At 65.5% G+C, this 25395-nt stretch carries 24 protein-coding genes, 1 tRNA gene and 1 pseudogene; 10 read left to right on the forward strand and 16 right to left on the reverse strand.

The window, feature by feature from the left end; all coding sequences use genetic code 11:
* Positions 1-53 precede the first annotated feature (53 nt).
* Entirely contained in the window at positions 54-809 is a 756-nt protein-coding gene (locus tag OUZ49_RS10460) for an enoyl-CoA hydratase/isomerase family protein (protein ID WP_266150327.1), read from the forward strand.
* Positions 810-814: 5 nt separating this feature from the next.
* Here OUZ49_RS10460 and OUZ49_RS10465 read toward each other — a convergent pair whose 3' ends face one another.
* The 3 genes and pseudogenes from OUZ49_RS10465 to bamJ all read right to left on the reverse strand — a co-directional run bounded on the left by OUZ49_RS10465 (position 815) and on the right by bamJ (position 3252).
* On the reverse strand, positions 815-1684 hold the full coding sequence (locus OUZ49_RS10465; protein WP_266150329.1) for a sulfurtransferase: 870 nt from the start codon (positions 1682-1684) through the stop codon (positions 815-817).
* A pseudogene (locus tag OUZ49_RS10470) lies at positions 1681-2474 on the reverse strand (CoA pyrophosphatase). Before OUZ49_RS10470 ends, OUZ49_RS10465 begins: the two are co-directional and overlap by 4 nt.
* 64 nt (positions 2475-2538) lie before the next feature.
* Positions 2539-3252 carry a BamJ family beta-barrel-assembly machinery protein gene (gene bamJ, locus OUZ49_RS10475; protein ID WP_266150330.1) on the reverse strand — a complete coding sequence of 238 codons (714 nt, stop codon included), beginning with the start codon at positions 3250-3252 and terminating at the stop codon, positions 2539-2541.
* A 153-nt stretch (positions 3253-3405) separates the two neighbouring features.
* Between bamJ and OUZ49_RS10480 the strand changes: the two genes are divergently transcribed.
* Positions 3406-4188, forward strand: a complete 783-nt coding sequence (locus OUZ49_RS10480) for an enoyl-CoA hydratase-related protein (protein WP_266150331.1) — start codon at positions 3406-3408, stop codon at positions 4186-4188.
* A gap of 66 nt (positions 4189-4254) precedes the next feature.
* On the opposite strand, the gene OUZ49_RS10485 is transcribed toward OUZ49_RS10480, so the two are convergent.
* The 5 genes from OUZ49_RS10485 to OUZ49_RS10505 all read right to left on the reverse strand — a co-directional run bounded on the left by OUZ49_RS10485 (position 4255) and on the right by OUZ49_RS10505 (position 11079).
* Positions 4255-5169, reverse strand: a complete 915-nt coding sequence (locus OUZ49_RS10485) for a DUF1684 domain-containing protein (protein WP_266150332.1) — start codon at positions 5167-5169, stop codon at positions 4255-4257.
* Positions 5170-5242: 73 nt separating this feature from the next.
* The gene (gene mutL, locus OUZ49_RS10490; RefSeq protein WP_266150333.1) at positions 5243-7078 is read right to left on the reverse strand and encodes a DNA mismatch repair endonuclease MutL; all 1836 of its coding nucleotides are present in this window, start codon (positions 7076-7078) and stop codon (positions 5243-5245) included.
* Between the two features lie 247 nt (positions 7079-7325).
* A complete protein-coding gene (locus OUZ49_RS10495; protein ID WP_266150334.1) occupies positions 7326-8927 on the reverse strand; it encodes an N-acetylmuramoyl-L-alanine amidase in 1602 nt (533 codons plus the stop codon).
* A 212-nt stretch (positions 8928-9139) separates the two neighbouring features.
* Positions 9140-9595 (reverse strand): tRNA (adenosine(37)-N6)-threonylcarbamoyltransferase complex ATPase subunit type 1 TsaE, encoded by a 456-nt coding sequence (gene tsaE, locus OUZ49_RS10500; RefSeq protein ID WP_266150335.1) that lies wholly within the window; start codon positions 9593-9595, stop codon positions 9140-9142.
* Complete coding sequence (locus tag OUZ49_RS10505) at positions 9595-11079, reverse strand: NAD(P)H-hydrate dehydratase (RefSeq protein ID WP_266150336.1); 1485 nt, start codon at positions 11077-11079, stop codon at positions 9595-9597. Before OUZ49_RS10505 ends, tsaE begins: the two co-directional genes overlap by 1 nt.
* Positions 11080-11138: 59 nt before the next feature.
* Here OUZ49_RS10505 and queG point away from each other — a divergent pair, with 59 nt between their 5' ends.
* Positions 11139-12215 (forward strand): tRNA epoxyqueuosine(34) reductase QueG, encoded by a 1077-nt coding sequence (queG, locus tag OUZ49_RS10510; RefSeq protein ID WP_266150337.1) that lies wholly within the window; start codon positions 11139-11141, stop codon positions 12213-12215.
* 7 nt (positions 12216-12222) lie between these two features.
* On the opposite strand, the gene pgi is transcribed toward queG, so the two are convergent.
* The 6 genes from pgi to pcnB all read right to left on the reverse strand — a co-directional run bounded on the left by pgi (position 12223) and on the right by pcnB (position 18078).
* Positions 12223-13875, reverse strand: coding sequence for a glucose-6-phosphate isomerase (pgi, locus tag OUZ49_RS10515; RefSeq protein ID WP_266150339.1), 1653 nt, complete (start codon positions 13873-13875; stop codon positions 12223-12225).
* Between the two features lie 111 nt (positions 13876-13986).
* Complete coding sequence (gene panD, locus OUZ49_RS10520) at positions 13987-14373, reverse strand: aspartate 1-decarboxylase (RefSeq protein WP_111983712.1); 387 nt, start codon at positions 14371-14373, stop codon at positions 13987-13989.
* A gap of 102 nt (positions 14374-14475) precedes the next feature.
* The gene (panC, locus tag OUZ49_RS10525; protein ID WP_266150340.1) at positions 14476-15321 is read right to left on the reverse strand and encodes a pantoate--beta-alanine ligase; all 846 of its coding nucleotides are present in this window, start codon (positions 15319-15321) and stop codon (positions 14476-14478) included.
* A 29-nt stretch (positions 15322-15350) separates the two neighbouring features.
* Positions 15351-16181 (reverse strand): 3-methyl-2-oxobutanoate hydroxymethyltransferase, encoded by an 831-nt coding sequence (gene panB, locus OUZ49_RS10530; RefSeq protein ID WP_266150342.1) that lies wholly within the window; start codon positions 16179-16181, stop codon positions 15351-15353.
* Positions 16182-16237: 56 nt separating this feature from the next.
* On the reverse strand, positions 16238-16720 hold the full coding sequence (gene folK / locus OUZ49_RS10535; RefSeq protein WP_266150343.1) for a 2-amino-4-hydroxy-6-hydroxymethyldihydropteridine diphosphokinase: 483 nt from the start codon (positions 16718-16720) through the stop codon (positions 16238-16240).
* Complete coding sequence (pcnB, locus tag OUZ49_RS10540) at positions 16717-18078, reverse strand: polynucleotide adenylyltransferase PcnB (RefSeq protein ID WP_266150344.1); 1362 nt, start codon at positions 18076-18078, stop codon at positions 16717-16719. The genes folK and pcnB overlap by 4 nt, the downstream gene beginning before the upstream one ends.
* A 185-nt stretch (positions 18079-18263) precedes the next feature.
* On the opposite strand from pcnB, the gene OUZ49_RS10545 reads away from it, so the two are divergent.
* Positions 18264-18339 (forward strand) — tRNA-Glu (locus OUZ49_RS10545).
* A gap of 48 nt (positions 18340-18387) precedes the next feature.
* Entirely contained in the window at positions 18388-18711 is a 324-nt protein-coding gene (gene fdxA / locus OUZ49_RS10550) for a ferredoxin FdxA (RefSeq protein ID WP_266150345.1), read from the forward strand.
* A 99-nt stretch (positions 18712-18810) separates the two neighbouring features.
* On the opposite strand, the gene OUZ49_RS10555 is transcribed toward fdxA, so the two are convergent.
* Both OUZ49_RS10555 and dapA read right to left on the reverse strand, forming a co-directional pair.
* A complete protein-coding gene (locus OUZ49_RS10555) occupies positions 18811-19404 on the reverse strand; it encodes a hypothetical protein (protein ID WP_266150346.1) in 594 nt (197 codons plus the stop codon).
* A gap of 38 nt (positions 19405-19442) precedes the next feature.
* Complete coding sequence (gene dapA / locus OUZ49_RS10560) at positions 19443-20336, reverse strand: 4-hydroxy-tetrahydrodipicolinate synthase (RefSeq protein ID WP_266150347.1); 894 nt, start codon at positions 20334-20336, stop codon at positions 19443-19445.
* Positions 20337-20625: 289 nt separating this feature from the next.
* Here dapA and OUZ49_RS10565 point away from each other — a divergent pair, with 289 nt between their 5' ends.
* From OUZ49_RS10565 to OUZ49_RS10585, 5 genes are all read left to right on the forward strand, one after another.
* Positions 20626-21189 (forward strand): glycine cleavage system transcriptional repressor, encoded by a 564-nt coding sequence (locus OUZ49_RS10565; protein WP_266150435.1) that lies wholly within the window; start codon positions 20626-20628, stop codon positions 21187-21189.
* Between the two features lie 273 nt (positions 21190-21462).
* Positions 21463-21924 (forward strand): peroxiredoxin, encoded by a 462-nt coding sequence (locus OUZ49_RS10570; protein WP_266150348.1) that lies wholly within the window; start codon positions 21463-21465, stop codon positions 21922-21924.
* Positions 21925-22075: 151 nt separating this feature from the next.
* Positions 22076-23455 carry a PhoH family protein gene (locus OUZ49_RS10575; RefSeq protein ID WP_266150349.1) on the forward strand — a complete coding sequence of 460 codons (1380 nt, stop codon included), beginning with the start codon at positions 22076-22078 and terminating at the stop codon, positions 23453-23455.
* 9 nt (positions 23456-23464) lie between these two features.
* Positions 23465-24250, forward strand: coding sequence for a bifunctional hydroxymethylpyrimidine kinase/phosphomethylpyrimidine kinase (gene thiD / locus OUZ49_RS10580; RefSeq protein WP_266150350.1), 786 nt, complete (start codon positions 23465-23467; stop codon positions 24248-24250).
* A 105-nt stretch (positions 24251-24355) separates the two neighbouring features.
* Entirely contained in the window at positions 24356-25300 is a 945-nt protein-coding gene (locus tag OUZ49_RS10585) for an aspartyl/asparaginyl beta-hydroxylase domain-containing protein (protein ID WP_266150351.1), read from the forward strand.
* Positions 25301-25395 lie beyond the last annotated feature (95 nt).

The raw sequence follows: 25395 nt of genomic DNA on the forward strand, positions 1-25395 counted from the left end.
TGGCGGGTTTGCTACTCTCAGCTCCCGCTATCCACTCCTGCCAGGGCTCAGCCATGCTCAACCTGATCACCCACGACGCCATCACCGAAATCAAGATGGCGCGCCCGCCCGTCAACGCGCTCAACCTGGAGCTGCTGCGAGCCATCCAGGGCGCGATCGACGATGCGGTGAATGCCGGTACGCGCGGCATCGTGCTGTCCGGTGCCCAGGGCATGTTCTCGGCGGGCGTGGACGTTCCCGCCTTGCTGACCAGCGATCGTGCGGGCGTGTATGAATTCTGGCGCGAGTTCTTTGTCACCTGCTCCAAACTGGCGCGCACACCGGTGCCCGTCGTCGCCGCAATCACCGGCCATAGTCCGGCGGGTGGCGCCGTGCTTTCGCTGTTCTGCGACTACCGCGTGATGGCCGAGGGCCCGTTCCGCATCGGCCTCAACGAAGTCCAGGTTGGGTTGGTGGTGCCGGAGTGCATCCAGATGGCACTGCGCCGCATCGTGGGAACCTATCGCGCGGAACGCCTGCTGGTCGCCGGAGCGATGATCGAATCATCCCAGGCCCTCGCCTGCGGCTTCGTGGACGAGCTCGCAGGGCCGGAACAGGTCACCACGCGCGCCGTGCAGTGGCTGAATGAGCTGCTGGCCCTGCCGTCCCACGCCATGCTGACCACCCGCGCCCTGGCGCGAGCCGATCTCATCCAGGTATGGGCCGACGTTGATGCGCTGCCGATCGATCAGTTCGTCGACGCAACCTTCCACCCAGAAACCCAGGCCGTACTGCAGCAGCTGGTGGCTCGCCTGAAGAAGAAGGACTGAACGCCCTAGCCTTTCGCCACCGGGCGGCTGGGGTCGCTGACCCAGCCGCTCCATGAGGGCGCATACAGCCGCGAACCTGCCAATCCCGCGTACTCCATCGCCAGCAGGTTGTGGCAGGCGGTAACGCCGGAGCCGCACATATGCACCACGTCTCGTGGCGCGTGCGGGCCAAGCACATCGAGGAATTCCTGGCGCAGCGCATCCGCCGACTTGAAGCGGCCATCGGCGCCCAGGTTCTCCGAGAACGGTCGATTGAGCGCCCCCGGCACATGCCCACCGACGCGATCGATCGGCTCCACCTCGCCGCGATAACGCGGCGCGGCGCGGGCGTCGAGCAAGAGTCTTTCCGGCGCGTCGAGCAAATGCGCGTGATCGGTCAGATAGCGGCTGGTGTCGTAATGCAGCTCCACCTTGCTCGGCGCGCGCGTCACCTTGCCCGCTTCCACCGGCAAGCCAGCCGCCAGCCATGCAGCGTAGCCGCCATCGAGCACGGCCGCTTCCTGCACACCGACGAGTCGCAGCAGCCACCACAGGCGTGCTGCTGCCAGCGAGCCACCCGCGGCGTCGTAACTCACGACCTGCAAGCCGGGGCGCCAGCCCCAACTCGACACGACGGCAGAGAACGCCGATGCCAGCGGCAAGGGATGGCGCCCAAGCCCTTCGGCCTGGCGCGACAGATCGGAGAGGTCCTGGTCCAGGCTTGCGTACACCGCGCCCGGGATATGTCCTTGCAGATAATCACGTTCGCCCTTGGCGACATCACGCTTGCCATTCGCTCGCGCCATCAACTCGAAGCGGCAATCGACAATCAGAACGTCTTGCGGCGACAGCGCGGCGAGTTCGCCCGCTTCGATCAGCGTGGTCTTGCGTGTCATGCGCGGCCCATCCTCTGCAGAAGGTTAAAGACCATGGCGGCAGTCGCGCCCCAGATGCGGTGACCGCCATGCACGAATTCCACCATGTCGCGCCGATGTCCGCGAAACTCCATGGTGTAACGGCGCAGGTTGGCCGGCTCCAGGAAGAATGACAGCGGCACCTCGAAGACCTCGGCCACTTCATCGGGTGCGGGATAAAGCCGCGCGTCTGGATCGATGCGCGCCACCACCGGCGTGATGCAATAGCCGCTCACGGTTTCGAAGCGATCGAGGAAACCCAAGGGCGTGACCAGCTTGCGCGCCAGGCCGATCTCCTCCTCGCTCTCACGCAGCGCCGTCGCAACGGCGTCGGCGTCCGCCGGATCCGTGCGACCGCCGGGAAACGCCACCTGTCCCGCATGATCCTGCAGATGATCGGTACGGACCGTGAGCACGAGGCGTGGCTGGACACCCTCCCGCACACCCACCAGCACGGCAGCCGGACGGCGCGGCACGTCACCCAGCAGCTCCGCCATGTCACGGTGATTCCAACCCTGGCCGGTCGGCGGCGCCGACAACGGCACTAGCGCCGAATGCAGCTGGGTCAGTACCTCGCCCATCACGGCACCTTGCGTGGAGGAAGCACCTCGCGCATATAACGCAGGCGCTCGCTGTCGTTCATGCCGCGCCAACGGGCGATCTCGTCGCCGGTGCGCAGGCAGCCAATGCAATAGCCACGCGCGTCTAGCCTGCAGATACCAATGCAGGGCGACAGGGCGACGGTGATGGTTGGAGCGGGGTCGTTAAGCATGAGCCCGCTAATGCTAGCCGATTCGGCGTCGACTAGCAGGGCGGTGCGTCACTGCTGGAGGGCATCACTGCTGGATCTCAAGCAGCTCGATCTCGAACACCAGCGCCTCGTTTGGCCCGATGCGCGGCAAGGCGCCGTGCGTGCCATAGGCCAGTTGCGGCGGAATCACCACTTTCCAGCGGTCGCCCACGTGCATGCGCGGAATCACGTCCTGCCAGCCGCGGATCACCTTGTCGACCTCGAAATGAACCGGCGCACCGCGCGCCCAGGTACTGTCGAATTCGGTGCCGTCGACCAGCATGCCGCGATAATTCACCGTAACCATGCTGGTCACGGTGGGACTGATCCTGCCCTCGCCTTTCCTGATCACCGCGTACTGGATGCCGGACGGCAGCTGGACCACGCCCGACTGCTGGCGATTGCGCTCCATGAAATCGGCACTCTTGCGCGCATTGCTTTCGGCGATGCGCTTGAATTCGGCGATCGCGGTCGCGTGCATCTGTTCGTCGAGCATCTGCAGCTGATCATGCATGTCTTGCATCGACACGCTGGGACGCTTCTTCGAGTAGGCGTCCTGGATCGCTCGCTGCAGCGTCGGAATATCGATATCCGGATCGCCATTGGCGAACTGGCTGCCGATCTGGAATCCAATGGCATAGGAAAGCTTGCTCTTGTCGAGCTTGGTCGAAGCGGCATCGCGCGATGCCGCGTTGTCCTGCGCATGCACTGCCGCACCCCATAACAGGACGCCCAGAGCCAGCCAACGCAGTTGTGCCATGCCTATCTCCATTGCAGCCGGAACTCCACCATCGTAAGCGGTCCGGGCGGATCGTGCAGCGAACACCGGCAAATCCGGCGTCCCTGCTGAGAACGCCGGGGGCGACAAAGGTTCCCACTGGTACTATGCCTGTTTTCCCCGCCGGATTTCCTCATGGCCTATCGAAACCTTGAAATCGCCAACCGCGGCGCGGTTCGCACGATCACTGTCAATCGTCCGGACAAGCTCAACGCGCTCAATCGCGAAACACTCAACGAACTGACGCTGGCCTTCACCCAGGCCTCCCAGGACGACGCCGTGCGTGTGGTCGTGTTGGCCGGTGCGGGCGAGAAGGCGTTCGTGGCCGGCGCCGACATCGCCGAAATGCATGGCTACAGCCCGGTGCAGGCGCAGGGTTTCTCGCGCACCGGACAGCGCCTGATGAGCCTGATCGAACGCCTGGGCAAACCCGTCATCGCGCGCATCCAGGGTTTCGCCCTCGGCGGCGGCATGGAGCTGGCGATGGCCTGCCATTTGCGCATCGCCAGCGAGAAGGCGAAGTTTGGCCAGCCGGAAATCAATCTCGGCCTGATCCCGGGCTTTGGCGGCACCCAGCGCCTGCTTCGCCTCGCCGGTCGTGGCGCGGCGCTGGAGCTGTGCCTGAGCGGCGGCCTGATCAACGCCCAGCGTGCGTACGAGCTGGGGGTGGTCACCCGCGTGGTGGCGGCCGAAGCGCTGGATGAGACGGTAGACGGCCTGGCCGACCAGCTCGCCCAGGCGGCGCCATTGGCCGCGGCCGCCATCCTGGATGCGGTGCTGCAGGGTGGCGAAACCACCATCGATCAGGGGCTGGAGTTCGAGACGCAGGCGTTTGCCCTCGCCTTCTCCACCGAGGACATGCGCGAAGGCACCACGGCGTTCCTGGAGAAGCGCAAGGCTGTGTTCCACGGTCGCTGAGCCTGCCAGAGCAGGGCCGGGCAAGCGGGGTACCCCGCTACCCGGCCCAGTTACCCAAGCCCCGTATCAGTGCCCGCCGCGGTAGTTCTTCTCGCCAGCGGTCACGCGCAGATCCAGGCGATTCTCCGGCGGCGCCAGCGGACAGGTCGCATACGGCGTGAATGCGCACGGCGGGTTATACGCCCGGTTGAAATCAAGCACGACCTTGCCATCCTTGGGCAGGTCGGCGTACATGAATCGCGCGGCGCCGTAGGTCTCATGACCGGAGGTGCGATCGGCGATCACGAAGAACAGCGAGTCCGGCTCTTCCTGGATCGGCAGCAGCTCGTAAGTATGGCCATCACGCTGGAAGACGGCCTTGCCTGGCACTTTTTCCTTGTTGATGGTGCCGAGCACGGAGCCCACTTCCAGCTCATGCGGCGGGTCGAACGGCACCCAGTCGGCAACGATGTGCCACGACGGATCGATCGGGAAATAATCGAGGCCGAGGAAATGCGTGCGCGTCTCGGCCTGGCTGTCCTTGACGCGCAACCCCTTACGCCCATCGCGATCGATCACGAAGAAATTGGCCGAACCGAAGGCCACCAGCGTCGCCGGCGAGGCTGCGCTGGCGTGCATGTCGTCGACCAGATCGGCCTCATGCACGAGCTTGCCATCGATGGTGGCGCCGCTGTCGTGGTCGAGCACGATGTGCATCGCGCCCTGCTTGCCCAGGGTGACCACGCCAAGGTGGGCAGGACCCACCTTGAGCACGATGTCGTTGTCGGCCGCGCTGCCGACCCGGTTGGCACCTTCATTCAACCATTCCAGGCCGACCAGGCTCAGCCAGCCGTTGGGTGCGGTGAGGCTGGCCAGGCGCTTCTGCTGCCACTGCAGGACTTGTTGCGAGACATCGGCCGGGTCGGCGGCGGAGGAATTCTGGGCATGCACGGCGGCAACTCCAAGGCTCAAGACGAAAGCAAAAACGGCGGTACGCAACATGGCAGGCCCCGTCGACATCAGTATCCGAGTATGGCCGTCCATTTGGCGATGTGGCAAGCGCGCCAGGGCCGGCTCAACGACCGCGCAGGAACAGCTTGTCCAGCTCGGGCAGGCTCAACTGCGTCCAGGTCGGGCGCCCATGGTTGCACTGTCCCGATCGCTCGGTGGTTTCCATTTCACGCAACAAGGCATTCATTTCCGGAATGGTCAGGCGCCGCCCTGCCCGCACCGAACCATGGCACGCCATGGTGGAAAGCAGTTCGTTCTCCAATTCTTGCAGGCGCCGCGAACTGCCGTGCTGGGCCAGTTCGGCCAGCACATCGCGACACAACTGGGCAACGTCGGCGCCTTCCAGCAAGGCGGGAATCCGCCGCACCACCACGCCCGACGGACCGCTGCGCGACAACTCCAGGCCCCATTCGGCCAGCGCATCCGCGTGCTCTTCGGCGGCGGCAGCCTCTTTCGCGCTCACGGCCACGTTCAGCGGCACCAGCATCATCTGCGAGCGCAGGTTGCTGCAGGCCCGGCCCGCCTTGAGCTTTTCGTAGGTGATGCGCTCATGCGCGGCATGCATGTCGACCAGGATCAGGCCATGTGCATTCTCGGCGAGGATATAGATGCTCTTGAGTTGCGCGATGGCGAAGCCCAAGGGCGGCGCTTCGTCATCCGCCGCCTCGGGCATGGGCGAATTCGCCGCGTAAGCCAATGGCGCCTGCGCGGCGGCCGGCTCACCCAGCAAGGCAGCGTAGCCCGCCAGTGGCTCCTCGCGCACGCCGAGACTGAGCCGGCTCTGGCTGAAAGAATTCGGCCACGCCGGTGCCGAAGACGCATGCGTGGGCAAGGATGACAAGCCGTACGACGGCGTCGGCACCGCAGCGGCCTCCTGCATCGGCAGCCCCACGTGCCCCGCTCGCGTCTGCGCCAGCGCCTCATGGAGTGTGCGGAACAGGAAGTCGTGTACCAGCCGCTGCTCGCGGAAACGCACTTCGTGCTTGGCGGGATGCACGTTCACGTCGACGCCGGCCGGATCAAGTTCCAGGTAGAGCACGAACGCGGCGTGACGACCGTGGAACAGCACATCGGCATAGGCCTGACGCACGGCATGAGCCACGATGCGATCGCGCACCAGGCGCCCGTTGACGTAGAAGTACTGCGAATCCGCCTGCGAACGAGACGCCGTGGGCAAGCCAACCCAGCCGGACAAGTGCAAACCTGCCGCCGCGTGATCGACACGCAGGCTTTGTTGCGGAAACTCTTCGCCCAGTACCTCGGCCACGCGCTGCAATGCCGCGCCCTCGTCGCGTGCCGCCTTGAGTATGCGCACGGGCTTGCCGTTATGGCTCAGGCGAAATTCCACCGAGCGACGTGCCAGCGCCAGCGACTTCAGCAGGTCGTCGATATGCGCGAACTCGGTTCGCTCCGCGCGCAGGAATTTTCGGCGTGCGGGTACGTTGTAGAACAGGTCGCGCACTTCGACGCTGCTGCCCTGCGGATGCTGCGCAGGGCGCGCGGCCTGCATCTTGCCGCCATCGACTTCGATGCGGAATGCAGTGTCCTGCCCTTGCGCGCGCGAGGTCAGCGCGAAACGCGCCACCGACGACACCGAGGCCAGCGCTTCGCCGCGAAATCCCATGCTGGCGACATGCTCAAGATCGTCGAAGCTGCCGATCTTGCTGGTGGCATGCGAGGCCACAGCCAACTGCAGCTCATCCGCTGCAATCCCGCAGCCATCGTCACGCACGCGAATCAAGCGCGCGCCGCCCTGCTCGATGTCGACCTCGATGCGGGTGGCACCGGCATCGAGGCTGTTCTCGACCAGCTCCTTCACCACGGACGAAGGCCGCTCAATCACCTCGCCAGCGGCGATCTGGTTGATGAGTTCGGGAGGAAGGGCACGGATGACAGGCATCGGCGAAGCTTAAAGCCTGACCCTCACGGGCGAAAGCGGAGCGCCGCCCCGAAGCCCATTCACGACTCCCCTCGTTCCTCACCGTCATCCCAGCGAAAGCTGGGATCCAGTGACTTTGCTTTTGCCCTGGACGCTTCGCCAGAGCGAAAGACGCTGGATCCCAGCTTCCGCTGGGATGACGGATAGGTGGGGTGGAGGAAGGGGTGAAAAGGCGCCAAGGCTACGCTTGCGCTTGCCGCGACTTCGCTCAGCTCGCGGGAATGGTCAACACCATGCCTACGCGTACGCCGCTCTCGCCATTGATGCGATTGGCGTTTTTCAACGCATCGATGCTGACGCCGTACTGGCGGGCGATGCTGCGCAGGTTCTCACCGGGTTCGACCCGGTGCAGGTCGCGCACGCCATCGTCGGCGCTTGCTGCATCGCCGCCGGAACCCTGGCTGGACGAGGCCATCGCCTGCGCCACCGCCTTGTTGGCGCGGGCCGAGGTGTCGTCATCGCTGTTCTTCGAGGATGCCAGCGCCACGCCGCTGCGCCGCGCCGCCTGGGCGGCAAACCAGCTACCAGGCGGCGGCGTAGCTTCGAAGTAACTGCGCACGCCACTCATCACGGCCGTGGCGAGGCGCGCCTGGTGCGCGGGATCGCGCAACTTGCGCTCCTCGTCCGGATTGCTGATGAAGGCGGTCTCGACCAGGATCGACGGCACGTCGGGCGAACGCAGCACCACGAAGTTGGCGCGCTCCACGTAGCCACGATGGGTCGGGCCGAGATTGCCGAGGGCGCTCAGCACGTTGCCGGCCACCGACTCGCTGGCCTGCATGGAATAGCCCTGCTGCAGGTCCAGCAAGACGGCGGCCAGGCCGTCGTTCTTGTCGTCGAGCGTAACGCCACCGATCAGGTCGGCGCGGTTCTGGCCGTCCGCCAGCCATTGGGCCGCCATATTGGTCTTGCCGCGCGGCGACAACACCCACACCGATGAACCCCTGGCGTCGCCATTGACGAAGGCGTCGGCGTGGATCGAGATGAACAGGTCCGCGGAGTTGTTGCGCGCGATCTGGTAACGCTGCGCCAGCGGGATGAAGAAGTCCGTGCTGCGTGTCAGCACGGCACGCATGCCGGGCTGCTGGTTGATCTGTTCCGCCAACTGGCGCGCGACCGCGAGGGTGACGTTTTTCTCCAGCGTGCCGCTGGGACCATGCGCGCCCGGATCATCGCCGCCATGGCCGGCATCGACCGCAATCACCACCTTGCGCTCGCCGTTCAACAACGCCGCTGCCGCCCGCGTGGAAGCCATGCCGCTCTGGGTGGGCTTGAGGCCGGACTTGCCCCCGCTGCGCGCGGGCGCCGGCGTGTAGGTCGGTGCCGGATCCGGCGCCGATACGGCTGGCGCGGCGGCCACCGCCGCCGGGCCGTCGTCGTCCGACCCGCGCGCGACAGGCTTGGATGCCACGCCGCTGCCTGGATAAAGATCCACCACCAGGCGGTAGCCGTAGTCCGCCTGCGGCTTCAGCAGGAAGCTCTTGATGCTGCTGGAGGGGTCGATCTTCGCCGTGAGCCGGACATTGCTGCCCTGTCGCTCGCCACTGAGCCCCTTGTAGAGCCCCTGGGCGGAGGGAGAACTGAAATCGCTGCTGATCGAACTGTCGTTGACGTCGACCGTCAGCTGGTCGCCGTCCTGCTTGACCTTGTAGGTCACCGGGCCGGACACATCGAGCACGACGCGGGTGTATTCGGGGCCCGCCCACACGCGGGCGGACTTCACATCGGCCGCACGCGCAACGCAAACGGGCACCAGGGCCATCAAGGCCATGGCACCGAGCAAAGCAGGATGCGTCCTATATCCCTTCATGGTGCGGAATTGAAGCCCACTCGCCTGCCGATTGCAAGATGTTTTCCTTTGAATATCCATAACCTGCAGGTGTTTTGTCAGATCACCTCCAGCTATCGGCCGCAAGCCACGCAAACTGAAGGCTTCCTGCCGATGCAAGCCAGGAAGAAAAATCTCAAGCAGTACCGATACTTAGCTGAAAAGCGCCGCGCCAAGCGGCCTACGGGCCGTGCTCAGGACAGCCGGGACACGATTCTCGCGCCGCGCTCCGTACGCGCTTCCATGGCAGCGGCCCGACCACTGCCGGCGTAGCTCAGGTGCAGGATCAGGTCGGGCGTCGGCAGGGCGCCGGTGCCTCGCTCAGGCCATTCCACCAGCACCAGGGCCGCGGGGTCGGACAGCGCATCCAGACCCAGCCATTCGAGCTCGCCCGGATCGGCGATGCGGTAGAGATCCAGGTGCCAGGCCGCCCGACCCTGGGCGCGATAGGACTCGACCAGGCTGTAGGTAGGGCTTTTGATCCGCTCGCCGACGCCCAGCGCGCCGAGCAGTGCTCGCGCGAAGCTGGTCTTGCCGGCCCCCAGGTCACCGTGCAGGTAGACCACCAGCCCCTCATCGAGCACGCCGGCCAGCTGTCGGGCCAGCGCGGCCGTAGCCGCTTCGTCGGCCAGCTCCCAGTGGTGATCCATCAGGCGCCCTTTCCGTTGAGGAGGAGCCGCAGGGGCTCCAGCAGATCGCTGGCGAGCAGGCCGCGTTCGCCGCCCTTGCGGGCCGCCAGGTCACCCGCGCGCGCGTGCAGTCCCACGCCGAGGCAGGCCGCCTGCCATGCCTCGCAGCCCTGGGCCAGCAAGGCCGCGATGATGCCCGTCAGCAGGTCGCCCATGCCACCGGAAGCCATGCCGGGATTGCCCCAGGGACATACCGCCACGCGCCCCTCGGGTTCGGCCACGAGGCTGCCAGCGCCTTTCAGGACCACGATCGCACCGTAACGGCGTGCCAGTTCGCGCGCGGCCGCGAAACGGTCGGCGCCGATCTTCGCGGTATCGCAGCCCAGCAAGCGCGCTGCCTCACCCGGGTGTGGCGTCAGCACGGCGCGCCCGGTCAGCTGCCGCGGCTCACGCGCCAGCAGGTTCAGGCCGTCGGCATCGAGTACCAGGGGCAGCCCGGACTCCAGTGCGGTCAGCCACAGCGCGTGGCCCCAGGCGCCTTGTCCCAAACCGGGCCCCAGTGCCAGCACGGTGGCGCGCTCGAGCAAGGGCGCCAGCGCCTGTGGCCCATTCACCTCATGCGCCATCAATTCCGGCCGCGCGCTATTGAGCGCTACCAGATGCTCGCTGCGGGTCGCCACGCTGACCAGGCCCGCACCACCACGCAGGGCAGCCTCGCCACACAGGCGAATCGCCCCTGCCGTGCCGTGGTCGCCGCCAATGGCCAGCACGTGGCCGTTGTTGCCCTTGTGCACCTGCCGCGGGCGCGGAGCCAGGGTCTGCACCCGCAGCAGTTCGGCGTCCGCGCGGCATCCGTGCCACAGCGACTCGGGCAGGCCCAGCGGCTCCAACTGCAACTGTCCCGCGTAACCCGGCGCCTGCGCCGTGTAGAGGCCGCGCTTGGCGGCGATAAAGGTGACGGTGACATCCGCTTGCACGGACTCGCCCGGCACTTCGCCCGTATCGGCATTCACGCCCGACGGCACATCCAGCGCGAGGATCGGCGCGCCGCGGGCCTGCATTTGGCGCACCAGCTGCGCCACGTCGGGCGCCAGCGCGCGCCGCAGCCCGGTGCCGAACAAACCATCGACCTGCACGTCCGCCAGGGGCAGCTCGCCACTGCCCTGCCACGGATGCACCGTGCCGCCGCCCAGTTCGAACTCGCGGCGCGCACGCACCGCGTCGTCGCCCTGGCTCTCGCCCAGGGCGATCACGTCGGCATGCAAGCCTGCCTCGTGCGCCAGCGCAGCCAGCAAGAATCCATCGCCACCATTGTTGCCAGGTCCGCAATACACCGCGATCCGCCTCGCCCGCGGCCAGTGCTGCCGCAGACACACCAGCGCTGCCGCCGCGGCGCGCTGCATCAGTTCGTAGCCTGGGATGCCCAGTGCGTCGATCGCGCGGCGATCGAGCGCGCGCACCTGGTCGACGGTGTAAAGCTCGTGGCGGTGGTCGCTGGCGGTCATCGGTGAATTATAGGCATGGCTGCCGCAGGACCTATGCCTGGAGCACCTACAATAGGCGCATGTCCGCGACGTCCCTTGACCCACCCGACTACGCAGCGCTCGCCCTCGACATCAAACGCTGGGCGCGTGAGCTGGGTTTTGCCGATGCCGGCATCGCCGGGACGGATCTGGGCGAAGACGAGCTCCACCTCAAGCGCTGGCTGGATGACGGTCACCACGGCGAGATGGACTACATGGCGCGTCACGGAGACAAGCGCAGTCGCCCGCACGAACTGGAGCCAGGCACCGTACGCGTGGTCTCGGTGCGCATGGATTACGTACCGCCAGGGACACGCAACGCGTGGAACGTGCTGGACGAACCCGAGGCCGCTTACGTGGCGCGCTATGCGCTGGGACGCGACTACCACAAGTTGATGCGCAACCGGCTGCAGAAGCTGGCCGAACGCATTCATGGAGCCATCGGCGATTTCGGTTACCGCGCCTTCGTCGATTCCGCCCCGGTGCTGGAAAAAGCGATCGCGCGCAATGCCGGGCTCGGCTGGATCGGCAAGCACACGGTGCTGATCAATCGCCAGGCCGGCTCGTATTTCTTCCTCGGCGAGCTGTACACCGACCTGCCCTTGCCGGTCGACGAAGCGGCCAGCGCGCACTGTGGCAGCTGCCGGCGCTGCATCGACATCTGCCCGACCCAGGCCATCGTCGGACCGTACAAGCTCGATGCGCGCCGCTGCATTTCGTATCTCACCATCGAACTGCGCGGCAGCATCCCGGAGGAACTGCGCGCGCCGATGGGCAACCGCATCTTCGGCTGCGACGACTGCCAGCTGATTTGCCCGTGGAACAAGTTTGCGCAGGACGCCACCGAGCCGGATTTCGCACCACGCCACCAACTCGATGGGGCCAAGCTCATCGAGCTGTTCGGCTGGAGCGAACAGGAATTCCTGCAACGCACCGAAGGCATGGCGATACGCCGCACCGGCTACGAGGGCTGGCTGCGGAATATCGCAGTCGCGCTTGGCAACGCGCCGCACACGGACGCCGTGCGGCAAGCGCTGCTATCCCGCGCCGAACACGCTTCGCCCATCGTGCGGGAACACGTCGCCTGGGCGCTGGCGCGGCATTCCGCGCAGGCCTAGGCACCTGTCAGCTGCGTTCGTGCTGCTTCGTGCGGCGCTCGTGGATGGCCTCGATCAAGGCGCGCGTCGCTGAGTCAAACGAAGCCGTGTCGTCCAGGCTGCCATCCAGCGCCGGCAGGATTTGCCGTGCTATCGACTTGCCCAACTCGACGCCCCATTGGTCAAACGCATTGATGCCCCACAGGTGACCGAGCATGAACACCTTGTGCTCGTACAGCGCGATCAGTGCACCCAGGCTCTCTGGCGTCAGCGCATCGAGCATGATCACCGTGCTCGGGCGATCACCCGGGAAGGTGCGCTGCGCCGCAAGCACACGCCGCGCCGATTCGTCGCCGTCCTTGGCCTCCGCCAAGGCTTCATCAAAGGTCTTGCCCAGTGCCAACGCCGCGGCCTGCGCCAGCAGGTTCGACAGCAAGGCGTCGTGATTCGCCTGCAAGTCGTGCGCCGGCCTCACCACGCCGATGAATTCCAGCGGCACCACGTCCGTGCCCTGATGCAGCGCCTGGAAATAGGCGTGCTGTGCATTGGTGCCGACGCTGCCCCACACCACTGGCGAGGTCGATTGGGTGATCGGCTGCCCTTGCGGCGTGACTTGCTTGCCCAGGCTCTCCATCTCCAACTGCTGCAGGTAGGAGGTGAGATCGGTCAGCAGATCCGCATACGGCACCACGGCACGACTGCTGCGGCCCTGGGCATTGCGATTCCACAGTTCCACCAGGCTCAGCAGCACCGGCAGGTTTTCCTGCCAGGGCGCGCTTCGGAAGTGGTCATCGACCTTGGCGGCACCGGCCAGCAAGGCCCGGAAGTTGTACATGCCGATGGCCAGGGCCAGGGACAGGCCGACGGCCGACCACAAGGAAAAACGCCCGCCGACGAAGTCCCACATCGGATACACCTGCGCCGCCGGCACGCCCCAGCTCTCCGCGGCGGCCACATTGGCACTCACGGCGAGGAAATGGCGCGCGACAGCCTCGGCGTCGCCGTCATAGGCGCGGCTGATCCAGTCGCGCAGCACACCGCCGTTGAGCAGGGTTTCCTGGGTCGTGAAGGTCTTGGAGACCACGATGACCAGGGTGCGCCTGGGATCGAGCGTATGCATCAATTCGTAGGCCGACTGACCATCGACATTGGTGAGGAAGTGACTGCGCAGGCCCGGCACGTGGAACGGCGCCAACGCACGCACGGCCAAGCGCGGCCCCAGGTCGGAGCCGCCAATGCCGATATTGACGATGTCGGTGATACCGGGCGCGACGCCGAAGGGGGAGGCGTCGCCCTGCCCGACGGCCTGCACCAGGGCACCGATGCGCTGCAGTGCCTGTTCGATCTGCTCCAGCGCTTCACGCGGCGCTGGCGAGGCGAGTTGCGAGCCACTGGCGCGCAACGCCGTATGCAGCACTGCGCGTTGTTCGGACGTATTGATCGATGCGCCCGCGAACATGGCGTCGCGGGCGGCCTGCCAGCCACTGGCCTCGACATGCGCGCCCAGCGCTTCCAGCGCCGCCTCATCCAGCTTCTGGCGACTCAGATCCAACAGGATCGGGCCAGCCCGGTGCCGCAGGCGCTTGCCGCGCGCGGTGTCCTTCAGCAAGTCACGCAGATGAGTGCGTGCAAGACGGTCAACATGCTCTGCCAGGAAGGACGAACGGCGCTCGGGCGACATGGGCTCTCATGCGTGGAGGGAGGGAACGCCGATCTTACGCAGCTCCCAGCCCTCGATGCCAGCACCAATGTTGCACTGCGGTCAGCCCGGCCATCAGCCGGGCGCGGCCTGTCAGGCGGCGGCCATCTGCTTCGGAATCGAGCGGTTGGTGTGCGAAATGCGGTTGTCCGCATCCACGTAGACCAGGGTCGGCTGGAACTGCTCGACTTCGGCCTCGGACAGCTGGGCGAAGGCGGCAATGATGACCAGGTCGCCCGGCTGGGCGCGGTGGGCCGCACTGCCGTTGACCGAGATGATGCCGGAACCCTCTTCGGCACGCAGCGCGTAGGTGACGAAGCGCTTGCCGTTGTTGATGTTCCACGCATGGATCTGCTCATACTCGCGGATGCCGGAGGCATCGAGCAGCAGGCCGTCGATCGCGATGGAGCCTTCGTAATGGAGCTCGGCGTGGGTCACCGTCGCACGGTGGATCTTGGCCTTGAGCATGTTCAGATTCATGACTTCGTTTCCGGCAGGTACAGCCCGCGTAGCTCGATATTATCCAGCGGGGCAACGCCGCATCGCAACATTGCCCTGCTTTCGACGGCAATATGGGGACGCTCAGTCGAACGGCAAGTTGTCGATCAGGCGGGTCTGGCCCAGACGGGCCGCAATCAGGGCCACCAGGCCCTCGCGCTCGCCGTCGGCCGGCTCGGCCAGGTCCTCGATGCGACGGATCGCCGCATAGTCCGGATCGAAGCCAGCCCGCGCCAGCTTGGACGCCGCCGCCTGCTCCACCACCGTACGGGCGTGGCCCTTGGCGATCAGGTCGCGCATCTGCTGCAGCGTGGCATAGACCTGGGGCGCCAGCGCGCGCTCGGCGGCCGACAGGTACTGGTTGCGGGAGCTGAGCGCCAGGCCGTCGTCGGCGCGCAGCGTCGGCGCCGCCATGATTTTCACCGGCAGCGAGATGTCGCGCACCATGCGCTCAATCACCTTGAGCTGCTGGAAATCCTTCTGGCCGAACACGGCAAGGTCGGGCTGGACCAGGTTGAACAGCTTGCAGACGACCGTCGCCACGCCATCGAAATGGCCGGGCCGATGCGCCCCCTCCAGCGTCTCGGTGAGCTGGGGCACGTGAATGCTGACGCTGTTCTGTGCACCGAACGGGTACATGGTGGCCACTTCCGGCGCGAACAGCAGGTCACACTCGTGCTCGGCCAGTCCACCCTGGTCCTGCACGAGCGTGCGCGGATAACGCTCGAAGTCCTCGTTGGGACCGAACTGGGTGGGATTCACGAACACGCTGGCGACCACCCGATCGGCGCGGGCGCGGGCCAGCTTGATCAGGGAGTGGTGGCCGGCGTGCAGGTTGCCCATGGTGGGCACGAAACCCACGGTCAGGCCCTGCCCGCGCCAACCGCGGATCATGGCGCGCAATGCCGCGGCGTCTTGCACAGTCTGCATGTCTGCTCTGCTCTAGGGGGGCTCTGGCTTCATTCGAAGCAGTGTTCAGGAGCCGGGAAGGCGCCAGTGCGCACATCCTCGACGTAGGCGGCGATGGCCTTGGCCACCGAATCGCGTCCTGCGAGGAAATCCTTGCTGAACTTCGGACGCTTGCCCGGCGTGATGCCCAGCATGTCCTGCAGCACCAGGACCTGGCCGTCACAATGCGGGCCGGCACCGATCCCGATGGTGGGGATCGACACGGCGCGGGTAATGCGCTCGCCCAAGGCCGTCGGAATCCCTTCGAGCACCAGCAGGGCAGCACCTGCCGCTTCCACCGCTTGCGCCTGCGCCACCATGTGGTCGGCTGCTTCCTGCTCGCGCCCCTGGATGCGGAAGCCGCCAAACTTGTGCACCGACTGCGGCGTCAGGCCGAGATGCGCGCAGACCGGAATCGCCCGTTCCACCAGGGCTTCGATGGCCTCCAGGATATGCGGCGAAGCGCCCTCGATCTTGACCATCGCGGCACCACCCTCGCTCACCAGCTGGGCGGCAGCCTCGAGTGCATGAGGCACGTCGCGATCGGCCATAAACGGCATGTCCGCCACCAGCAAGGTCGAGGAAAGGCCACGCGCCACGATGCTGGTGTGATAGACCATGTGGTCGAGCGTCACCGGCAAGGTACTCGAATGCCCCTGGATCACCATGCCCAGCGAATCGCCGACCAGGGCGATATCGACTCCCGCCAGTTCCAGCTGCGTCGCAAACGTGGCGTCATAGGCGGTAAGCATGACGATGCGACGACCTTCCGCTTTCATCGCGCGCAGCGACGGTACGGTGACCGGCTTGCGTGTGGGTGCGTTCGCTTTTTGCGCGTACACAACAATTCCTCAGAGCGGAAATGGACGCCGATTATCCCGCGCTCGACGTGAAAGGCTCAAGGCAGGCGTTCGCATCCGGCGACGTCCAGGGCGGCAAGCAGATCCTTGACGCGTCCTTGCCCCGGCAAAACAAGCTCCGCTGCAAGATCGTGCAGCGGCAACAAGACAAAGGCGCGCTCACGAATGCGCGGGTGCGGCAGGCTGAGGCGCTCGTCCGACATGACGATGGCGTCCATATGCAACACGTCCAGATCAAGCGTGCGCGGTCCCCAGCGCTCTCCGTCGCGCACTCGCCCGGCGGCTCGCTCGATCGCCAGCAGCGCATCCAGCAGCTCGTGGGGCGTCAGCGTCGTGTCGACCAGCGCCACGGCATTGACGAACGACGGCTGATCCAGCACACCCCACGGCGGCGTGAGGTAAAGCTGGGAGCGGGCGCGCAGCTGCGTGCCCGGCAAGCTCGCCAGCGCGTCAAAGGCGGCCAGCACCTGCGCACGCGCATCACCCAGATTGCTGCCCAGTGCAATGAAGGCTGCGGTCACACCGAATCCGATTTATGACCCGATTTGCCCGCCGGTTTGCGACGGCGGCGCTTGCGCGGCTTCGCGGCGGCAGCAGCGGGCTCAGCGACACTGCCCTGCGGCACGCCGGCCAGCGCGGCGGCAAGCGTCTCATGGGGCAATTGCTGCGCGTGCGCCCACCACTGTCCCAGTTCGTTGATCGCCGGCGACTCCGCCGCGCGCAACAACAGGAAATCGAAGGCGGCACGAAAGCGCGGGTGCGTCATCAGGCGGAACACGCGTTTGCGCTGGACCTGCTCGAAACGCGGCTGCAACGCCCAGATCTCTTCCATGGTGAGGGTGAAACGGCGAGGTATCGCCACGCGCTGGCACTGTTCGGCGACGACTTGCGCGGCCGCGCGATCCCACGCTGCCGTGCTTTCCATACCCTTGGTGATCCAGGTGTGCGCCAGATCGCGCACCTCTCCCCACAGCAGCACGGCGAACAGGAACGCAGGGGTGACCGACTTGCCTTCGGCAAGCCGTGCATCGGTATTGGCGAGCCCCTGCTCGATCAGGGCGCGCAAGGCCTTGTCGCCCCGCTTGAGCGCGCGCGCCGTCGCCGGGAACATGAACTTCAACAGTCCGGTCTGTTCCAGCATGTGGAAGCTCTTGAGCCCGTGACCGGCCAGGAACAGCTTGAGCGACTCATCGAACAGCCGTGCCGGCGCCGCATCGGCCAACAGCGGGCCCAGCTCGGCGAATGGCGCCGAGGCGGCGGCATCGATGCGGAAATTGAGCTTGGCGGCGAGGCGAACAGCACGCAGCATGCGCACCGGGTCTTCGCGGTAGCGGGTGGCAGGATCACCGATCAGATGCAGTACGCGGTTCTCCACGTCCTGCATGCCGCCGACGTAGTCGCGCACCGAGAAATCACTGATGTCGTAATAGAGCGCATTGACGCGGAAGTCGCGGCGTATCGCATCCTCTTCGATGCTGCCCCATACGTTGTCGCGCACGATGCGACCATCGACGATGTGGCGATCGCCTGCGCTGGCGTCCTCTTCGCCGGTGCCGCGGAACGTGGCCACCTCGATGATCTCGGGTCCGTACACCACGTGGGCGAGGCGGAAACGACGTCCGATCAGGCGCGAGTTCCGGAACAGCTTCTTTACCTCTTCCGGCGTGGCGTTGGTGGCGACGTCGAAATCCTTCGGGTGCCCACCAAGCAGGAGATCGCGCACGGCACCGCCCACCAGATAGGCCTGATAACCGGCCTCATTGAGGCGATACAGCACGCGCAACGCTGCCTTGCTGATGTTCTTGCGCGAAATCACGTGTTGCTCGCGCGGAATGATGCGCAGTGCAGCCGTGGCGTTGGTCCTTGCGTCGTGATTCAAGCGGTGTGGATCCTTGCGGCGCGTGGCGCCATTCAAAGCGATCAGTCGCGGCGCCAGGCGCCGCCTCCATGCCCGCCCTGGCTTCACGGACCAGGCGGAATCGTTCCTCACGGCCGGACAAAATGCGTCCTCGGGCATTGCCGGGCGAAACAATTCCGATATACTAGCGCGCTCCGGTGCATTTCGCTCCCTTCGTCTAGTGGCCTAGGACACCGCCCTCTCAAGGCGGGAACACGAGTTCGAACCTCGTAGGGAGCGCCACTTCCGGCCTGGCACGGGCCCCGGCTTCCAGCATAGGCGCGCGACAGCATGACCTTTGTCGTCACCGATAACTGCATCAAGTGCAAGTACACCGATTGCGTCGAGGTCTGCCCTGTTGACGCTTTCCACGAGGGTCCCAACTTCCTCGTGATCAATCCGGACGAGTGCATCGACTGCACCTTGTGCGAGCCGGAATGTCCGATCAATGCCATTTACCCCGAGGACGACGTGCCTGCCGGGCAGGAATCCTTCGTGGCGCTGAATGCGGATCTGGCCAAGAGCTGGCCGGTGATTACCGAGCGCAAGGATGGCCTGGCGGACGCCAAGGATTGGGAAAACAAGCCCGGTAAGCTCGACCTGCTCGAGCGCTGAAGCTCCCATCCGGGGCCCGCGCCGCCCACGCAAATCCCACCCATCCGACAAAAAAAACGCCGCCCGAGGGCGGCGTTTTCGTGGTCAAGGCTGCGCTACTCAGGTACCGCCAAGGCGCGACTTGAGCGTATCGACCACCTTGGCCACCGCCGCGGCATCGCCCTGGGCGCGGACTTCGCTGGCCTTTTCGCCGCTGCCGCCGACGGTCAGCTGCACCTGATGCGGGGCTGCTCCCGGCGCGTCGGCCGTCTGCTTCGACTTGCCGTTGAACATGCTGCTGAAGAAGCCCTTCTTGGCGGTAGGCTCGTCCGAGGCGATGACGTTCAAGGTGAACGTGCGCAATGCGTCGTCATGCGCAACCACCTCGCCGATATCGCCCTTTTCCAGCGCCTGGCTCACGCGGCGATAGGTGCTGTCGACATTGTCGTTCAGCACGAAGCCGTCAGCGATAGTGCCACCGCTCTTGCCGAGATGGGCCGTCGCGCCATTGGAGGTCGGGTTGTTGGCACCCGGCTCAGGAATGACCAAGGCAGCGCTCGTGGATGGCGTGTCCAGGCCCGGCGGGATTTCCAGCGGCGACTCCTGCTTGGCCGCTTCCCAGGCCTTGTGCGAACGGAACATGCCACAGCCGGAGAGCAGCAAGGCGGAAACGGCCAAAACCGGCAAGGCCACGACAAGCGGGGTTTTCTTCATGTAAGCAAATTCCGTAGGAGTATCAGTTGGCCAAAACGTCAGGCCGCATTCGCCAAGGATGCCAGACCCGCCAGCGCTTCGCGAAGTCGCGCGCGGTCAGGACCGTCTTCCAGTTCAACCAAGGGTAGACGTGGCGACGCCGTACCCAGCCCCAACGATGGCAAGCCAGCCTTCACCGCGATCGGGTTTGGCGCGCAATTGAGCGCCTCCACCAGCGGTGCCAGCACTGCATCACAGCGCTGGGCCTCGAGCCGGTCGCCCGCCGTGGCCGCGTCGCACAACATACGAAACGCGCGAGGCACCAGATTGGCTACCACCGAGATAGTACCAGCCGCCCCGGCCAACATGGCCTTGGCGGCGGTGCCGTCATCACCGGACAGATAGACGAAATCCGGCCGCGCAAGTTCCGCACAGGCACGAATGCGCTCGTCGGTGCTGACCGCTTCCTTGATCCCGACAATGGACGGATGGTCGCGCAGTGCCGCCACGGTTTCCGGCAACAGGTCGCAGGCCGTGCGGGTGGGCACGTTGTACAGCAGCACCGGCAGGCCGCCCTGCTCCGCCACTTCCACATAGTGCCGGCGCAGCCCTTCCTGGGTCGGGCGTACATAGTAAGGCGCCACCACCAGCGCTGCCTGGGCGCCCAGCGCCTTGGCCCGACGGGTCAGCGCCACCGTCTTGGCCGTGCCCGCCTCGCCGGTACCGGCGATCACCGCCATGCGACCCGCGACGCGCTCGACCGTGAAGGCCAGCAAACGCTCGTATTCGTCGTGCTCAAGCATGTGTGCCTCGCCGGTGGATCCGGCGACCACGACGCCTTCCGTGCCACCCTCGAGCTGGTAATCGAGCAGCCGCCCGAATGCCGCCAGATCGAGCGCCCCGTCCGCCGCGAACGGCGTGACCAGTGCACAGATGCTTCCGCGAATGTCCAAAACCGGCTCCGGCTGAAAATCAAGCCCAGCATGTTACCGGAAATCCTTCTCCGGCCAATACAGGGCCTTAGCGGCCGATCCCTGCGCCCCACCGCGGCGCTCAAGCCTGGCGCGGGCGCCCGCCACGCGGGTCGATGGGGCCAGCCCGCGCCATCGACGCACGCCATGCCCACCCGCGGCGCCCCCTCCATGCCATGCGACAAGGCCTTACTTGCGGCCTTCCAGTGGCGGCAAGTAAGCTCGGGCAGTCAACCGCCACCCCGCGGCGTACGGGGGTTGCCACAGGTGGATTTCCTTGAATCGTTCCTCCGCGCGAACCGGCACTGACAATCAGCTGCTGATCCAGACGCTGACCCCAGCCCCACGAACCCCTTTGCTGACGCTGGCCCGGCGCATTGCGGAGGCCGGTTGCAACCTGGCTGACGCACGTGTATCGACGCTTGGCTCGGATACCTCGTTGACCTTGCTCGCCACCGGCGCCTGGGACGCGGTGGCCAAGCTGGAGTCGGCACTGACCAAGCTGGCGCGCGAAGAGGAGCTGCGGTTGGTCCACTACCGCACCGGACCACGGGAACATCATTCGCACCTGCTGCCTTATCTGATCGAGGTGATCTCGGCTGACAGGCCGGGCATCCTGGTGAAGATCATCGACTTTTTCGATCGCCGCGACATCGTCATCGAGCAGCTCAGCTCGCTGCGTTACCAGGCCATGCAGACCGGTGCGGAAATGTTCCAGGCGCAGATCACCATCGGCATTCCGGCGCAGACCCATATCGCTGCGCTGCGCGATGATTTCCTGGAATTCTGCGATGGCCTGAATCTGGACGCCATCATGGACCCGGTGAAGTTTTAAGGTCCGCGGGGGGCGCGCGAGTGCGATTTTGGCGACCGCCCCCAGATCGCTGAGAATGCCGCCCAGCACAGCACCTTGCAAGGGCTGTTATCCGTCGCTGTAAGCGTTAGTCTCTATCTCCAGAAGGCACTGGAGTACGCGCATGCAGCAGGCGGGTCGAGCAGCACCGATCGTTAGGCGCACCGCCCCCGCCCGCGCGTCAGCCTTCACCGCCCTGCCTTTCCCTCTCGCCAGCCACCAGTCGAAGCCGCCCGCGGCTTCGCCGGAGAACCCATGCCCGCAGTCGGCAAAAAAGTCCCCAAGCTCAAAGGCTCCACCGGCGACGGCGGCGAGCTGAAACTCGACAGTCTCAAAGGCCAGTGGGTGGTGGTGTATTTCTACCCCAAGGACAGCACCCCGGGCTGCACCAACGAGGCAAAAGACTTCCGCGATCTCTATCCGGCCTTCCAGAAGCGCCACGCGCAAATCATCGGGGTCTCGCGCGATTCGGTGAAGTCCCACGCCAACTTCGCCACCAAGCAGGAGCTGCCGTTCCCGCTCGTTTCCGATCCGGACGAAACCTGGTGCCAGGCCTTCGACGTGATCCACGAGAAGGTGCTGTACGGAAAACGTCACATGGGTGTCGTACGAAGTACCTTCCTGATCGATCCGGAGGGCAAGCTGGTGCAGGAATGGCGCAGCGTGAAAGTTCCTGGCCATGCCCAAGCCGTGCTCGATGCCATCCCCGCCAAGTGACTGCCTCCCGCCCTTCCCGCCACGCCAGCGACCGTCCTCCCGGATGGACGACTGGCGTGGTTGACGGCACCCCGGCCGCCGAGGCCGGCTCCCCGCGGTATACCGCATGCCGCGATTCATTCACCTCGCACTCTGAAGAGGTTACTTCCGTATGACCGGAAGCAAGCGCATCTACGCTCTCGACACCAATGTGTTGCTGCACGATCCGACCTCGCTGTTCCGCTTCGAAGAGCACGACGTCTTCATCCCCATGACCGTGCTGGAGGAACTGGACGAAAAGAAAAAGGGCGCCTCGGAAGTCTCCCGCAATGGTCGCCAGGTCAGCCGTTTTCTCAATGAGCTGATCGAACGCGGCAATGGCCATGGCATCAGCAATGGCCTGGAGCTGACCAATCCGCAAGGCATCAATCTCAAGCGCGGCACCGCGGTGGGCCGCCTGTATTTCCAGCAGCGCACCACCAACGGCCACGGGAAGGCGGACAACCAGATCCTGTCGGCGGTGATCGAACTGCGCGACCAGAATCCCGATCGCGCGGTAGTGCTGGTCACCAAGGACATCAATCTCCGCATCAAGGCCAAGATCTACGGCATCCACGCGGAAGACTACGAAAACGATCGCGCGCTGGACGACTTCGCGCTGCTCTTCACCGGCTCGACCGAACTCAGCGAGGACTTCTGGGACCGCCATCCCGAAGTGCAGTCGTGGAACGAGCGCGGCCGTACCTACTACAAGCTGGACCGGCACAAGGACGAGGAATGGTATCCGAACCAGTGCCTGTTCCTGCCCGGCGACAACAGCGTCGAAATGCGCGTGCTCCACGTCGACGACGCCAAGGCCACCCTGGTGTTGCTGGATGACCACAGCCACGCCAACCACAGCGTGTGGGGCATCGCTGCACGCAATCGCGAACAGAACTTCGCGCTCAATGTGTTGATGGATCCGGATGTGGATTTCGTCACCCTGCTCGGCACCGCCGGCACCGGCAAGACGCTGCTGGCGCTCGCTGCCGGCCTGGCGCAGGTGATGGACCAGCAGCGCTACCGCGAAATCATCATGACCCGCGCCACCGTTTCGGTCGGCGAGGACATCGGCTTCCTGCCTGGTACCGAGGAAGAGAAGATGACGCCGTGGATGGGCGCGCTCACCGACAACCTGGAAGTGCTCACCAACCCCCAGGAAGGTGGCAGCTGGGGACGTCAGGCCACCAACGACCTGCTGGCCTCGCGCATCAAGATCCGCTCGATGAACTTCATGCGCGGGCGCACCTTCCTGAGTCGCTACCTGATCATCGACGAGGCGCAAAACCTGACGCCCAAGCAGATGAAGACACTGATCACCCGCGCCGGCCCCGGCACCAAGATCATCTGCCTGGGCAATGTGGAGCAGATCGACACGCCCTACCTGACCGAAACCACCTCCGGCCTCACCTACGCGGTGGACCGCTTCAAGCACTGGGATCACTCGGCGCACATCACCTTGCGCCGCGGCGAACGCTCGCGCCTGGCGGACTTCGCGTCGGAGGCGCTATAAGCTCTGCCGATGTCACGTAGCGCACCACCCATCGCCCTCACCATCGCCGGATCCGATTCCGGCGGTGGTGCGGGCATCCAGGCCGACCTGAAAACCTTCCACGCGCGCGGCGTGCACGGGCTCTCGGTGATCGCGGCGATCACCTCGCAGAACACGCGTGGCGTCACAGCGGTGCATAGCGTGCCGCTCAAGCACATCCAGAGCCAGATTGCCGCGGTGTTCGACGATTTTCCGATCGGCGCCGTGAAAACGGGCATGCTGGGCAGCGCCGCGGTCACTCGCCTGGTGGCGAAGGAAATGCGCGTACGCCAACCGGCATGGCTGGTGGTCGACCCGGTGATGATCGCGACCAGCGGCGCACGCCTGCTGGATACCGACGCCGTGCAAGCCATGGTCGACGAACTCATTCCACTGGCGGACGTGCTTACCCCCAACCTGCCCGAAGCCGAAGCCTTGCTTGGCCGCAAGCTACGTACGCCCAAGGACTTCGATCACGCTGGCGAAGCCCTGTTGGGGTTCGGCGCCCGCAGCGTCCTGCTGAAGGGTGGCCATGCCGACGAACGCGACGTGGTGGACCGTTACTACGACGACCGCGGCGTGATGGAGCTTCGCCATCCGCGCATGCCCATCGAAGGCCATGGCACCGGCTGCACGCTGGCCTCCGCGATCGCCGCCGAACTCGCCAAGGGACAGGCACCACGCTCAGCTGTGCGCCGCGCCGTGGCCTACGTCCACCGCGCGCTGGAGCGCAGCTACCGGCCCGGTGGCGGACCCGTGCACGTGCTCGGCCACTGATCCACGGGGGGACGCCCCAACCCGCACGGCCGCTGAACCGGTCGGATGGATCGCCTCGGTCAAGGAGTAGAATGAGGGCTTTCCGCCCACTGGCCGCGCTTTCCCATGATTCTTGCTCCGCGCCTTGTGCTCTTGATCCTGGTCCTGCTGTTCACCTTCTGCGTGCTGCTGGTGCACCTGCGCGGCCGCAGCCGCCTGCGCTTCGACCGCCAGCTGGTGGACCACTCCGCGGTGTTCGCGCCGTACAACCTGCTGATGTACGCGTTTTCGGCGGTGCCGGCGCGACCGATCCTTGATCGCCGCGGCTTTCCGCAGCTCGACCTGCTGCAGGCCAACTGGCAGACCATCCGCGAAGAGGCCATGCACCTGTTCGACGAGGGCTATATCCGCGCCGCGGAGAAGAACAACGACGCCAGCTTCAACAGCTTCTTCAAGCAGGGCTGGAAACGCTTTTATCTCAAGTGGTATGGCGAACCGCTGGCCTCCGCCGAAACGCTGTGTCCCAAGACGGTCGCCCTGCTCAATTCGATTCCGAGCGTGAAGGCGGCGATGTTCGCCCTGCTGCCGCCAGGCAGCAAGCTCAATCCGCATCGCGATCCGTTTGCCGGCTCATTGCGCTATCACCTGGGCCTGATCACGCCCAATTCGGAGGAGTGCCGCATCTTCGTCGACGGTGAAATGCACAGCTGGGGCGATGGCAAGGACGTGGTCTTCGACGAGACCTACGTGCATTGGGCCGAGAACCGGACGGACCAGACTCGGGTGATCCTGTTTGCCGACGTGGAACGTCCGCTACGCACGCGCTGGATGAATGCGATCAATCATCGCGTGGGCGCGTTCATGGGCAAGATCACCGCCTCGCCGAACACCGAGTCGCCCGAAGAGAAGACCGGCTTCGTCAACCGCGTCTTCGCGCTCAACCAGCGCAGCCGCGAACGTAACCGCACGTTCAAACGCAAGCATCCCAAGCTGTTCCGCGCAACCAAGTATCTGGGCATGCTGGTGCTGATGTGGTTGATCTTCCTGGCGCCCTGGCCGTTCTTCCGCTGAAAAGAGGGGCGCTATCGCGCCTCAGAAACGCGTTGGCAAAGCCGCCACCCGGCGACCCCAGCACCTCGACTCCCCTGGCGCCCGCTGCGCCCGTT

It is taken from the genome of Dyella halodurans (assembly GCF_026283925.1).
Classification (GTDB): Bacteria; Pseudomonadota; Gammaproteobacteria; order Xanthomonadales; family Rhodanobacteraceae; genus Dyella; species Dyella halodurans.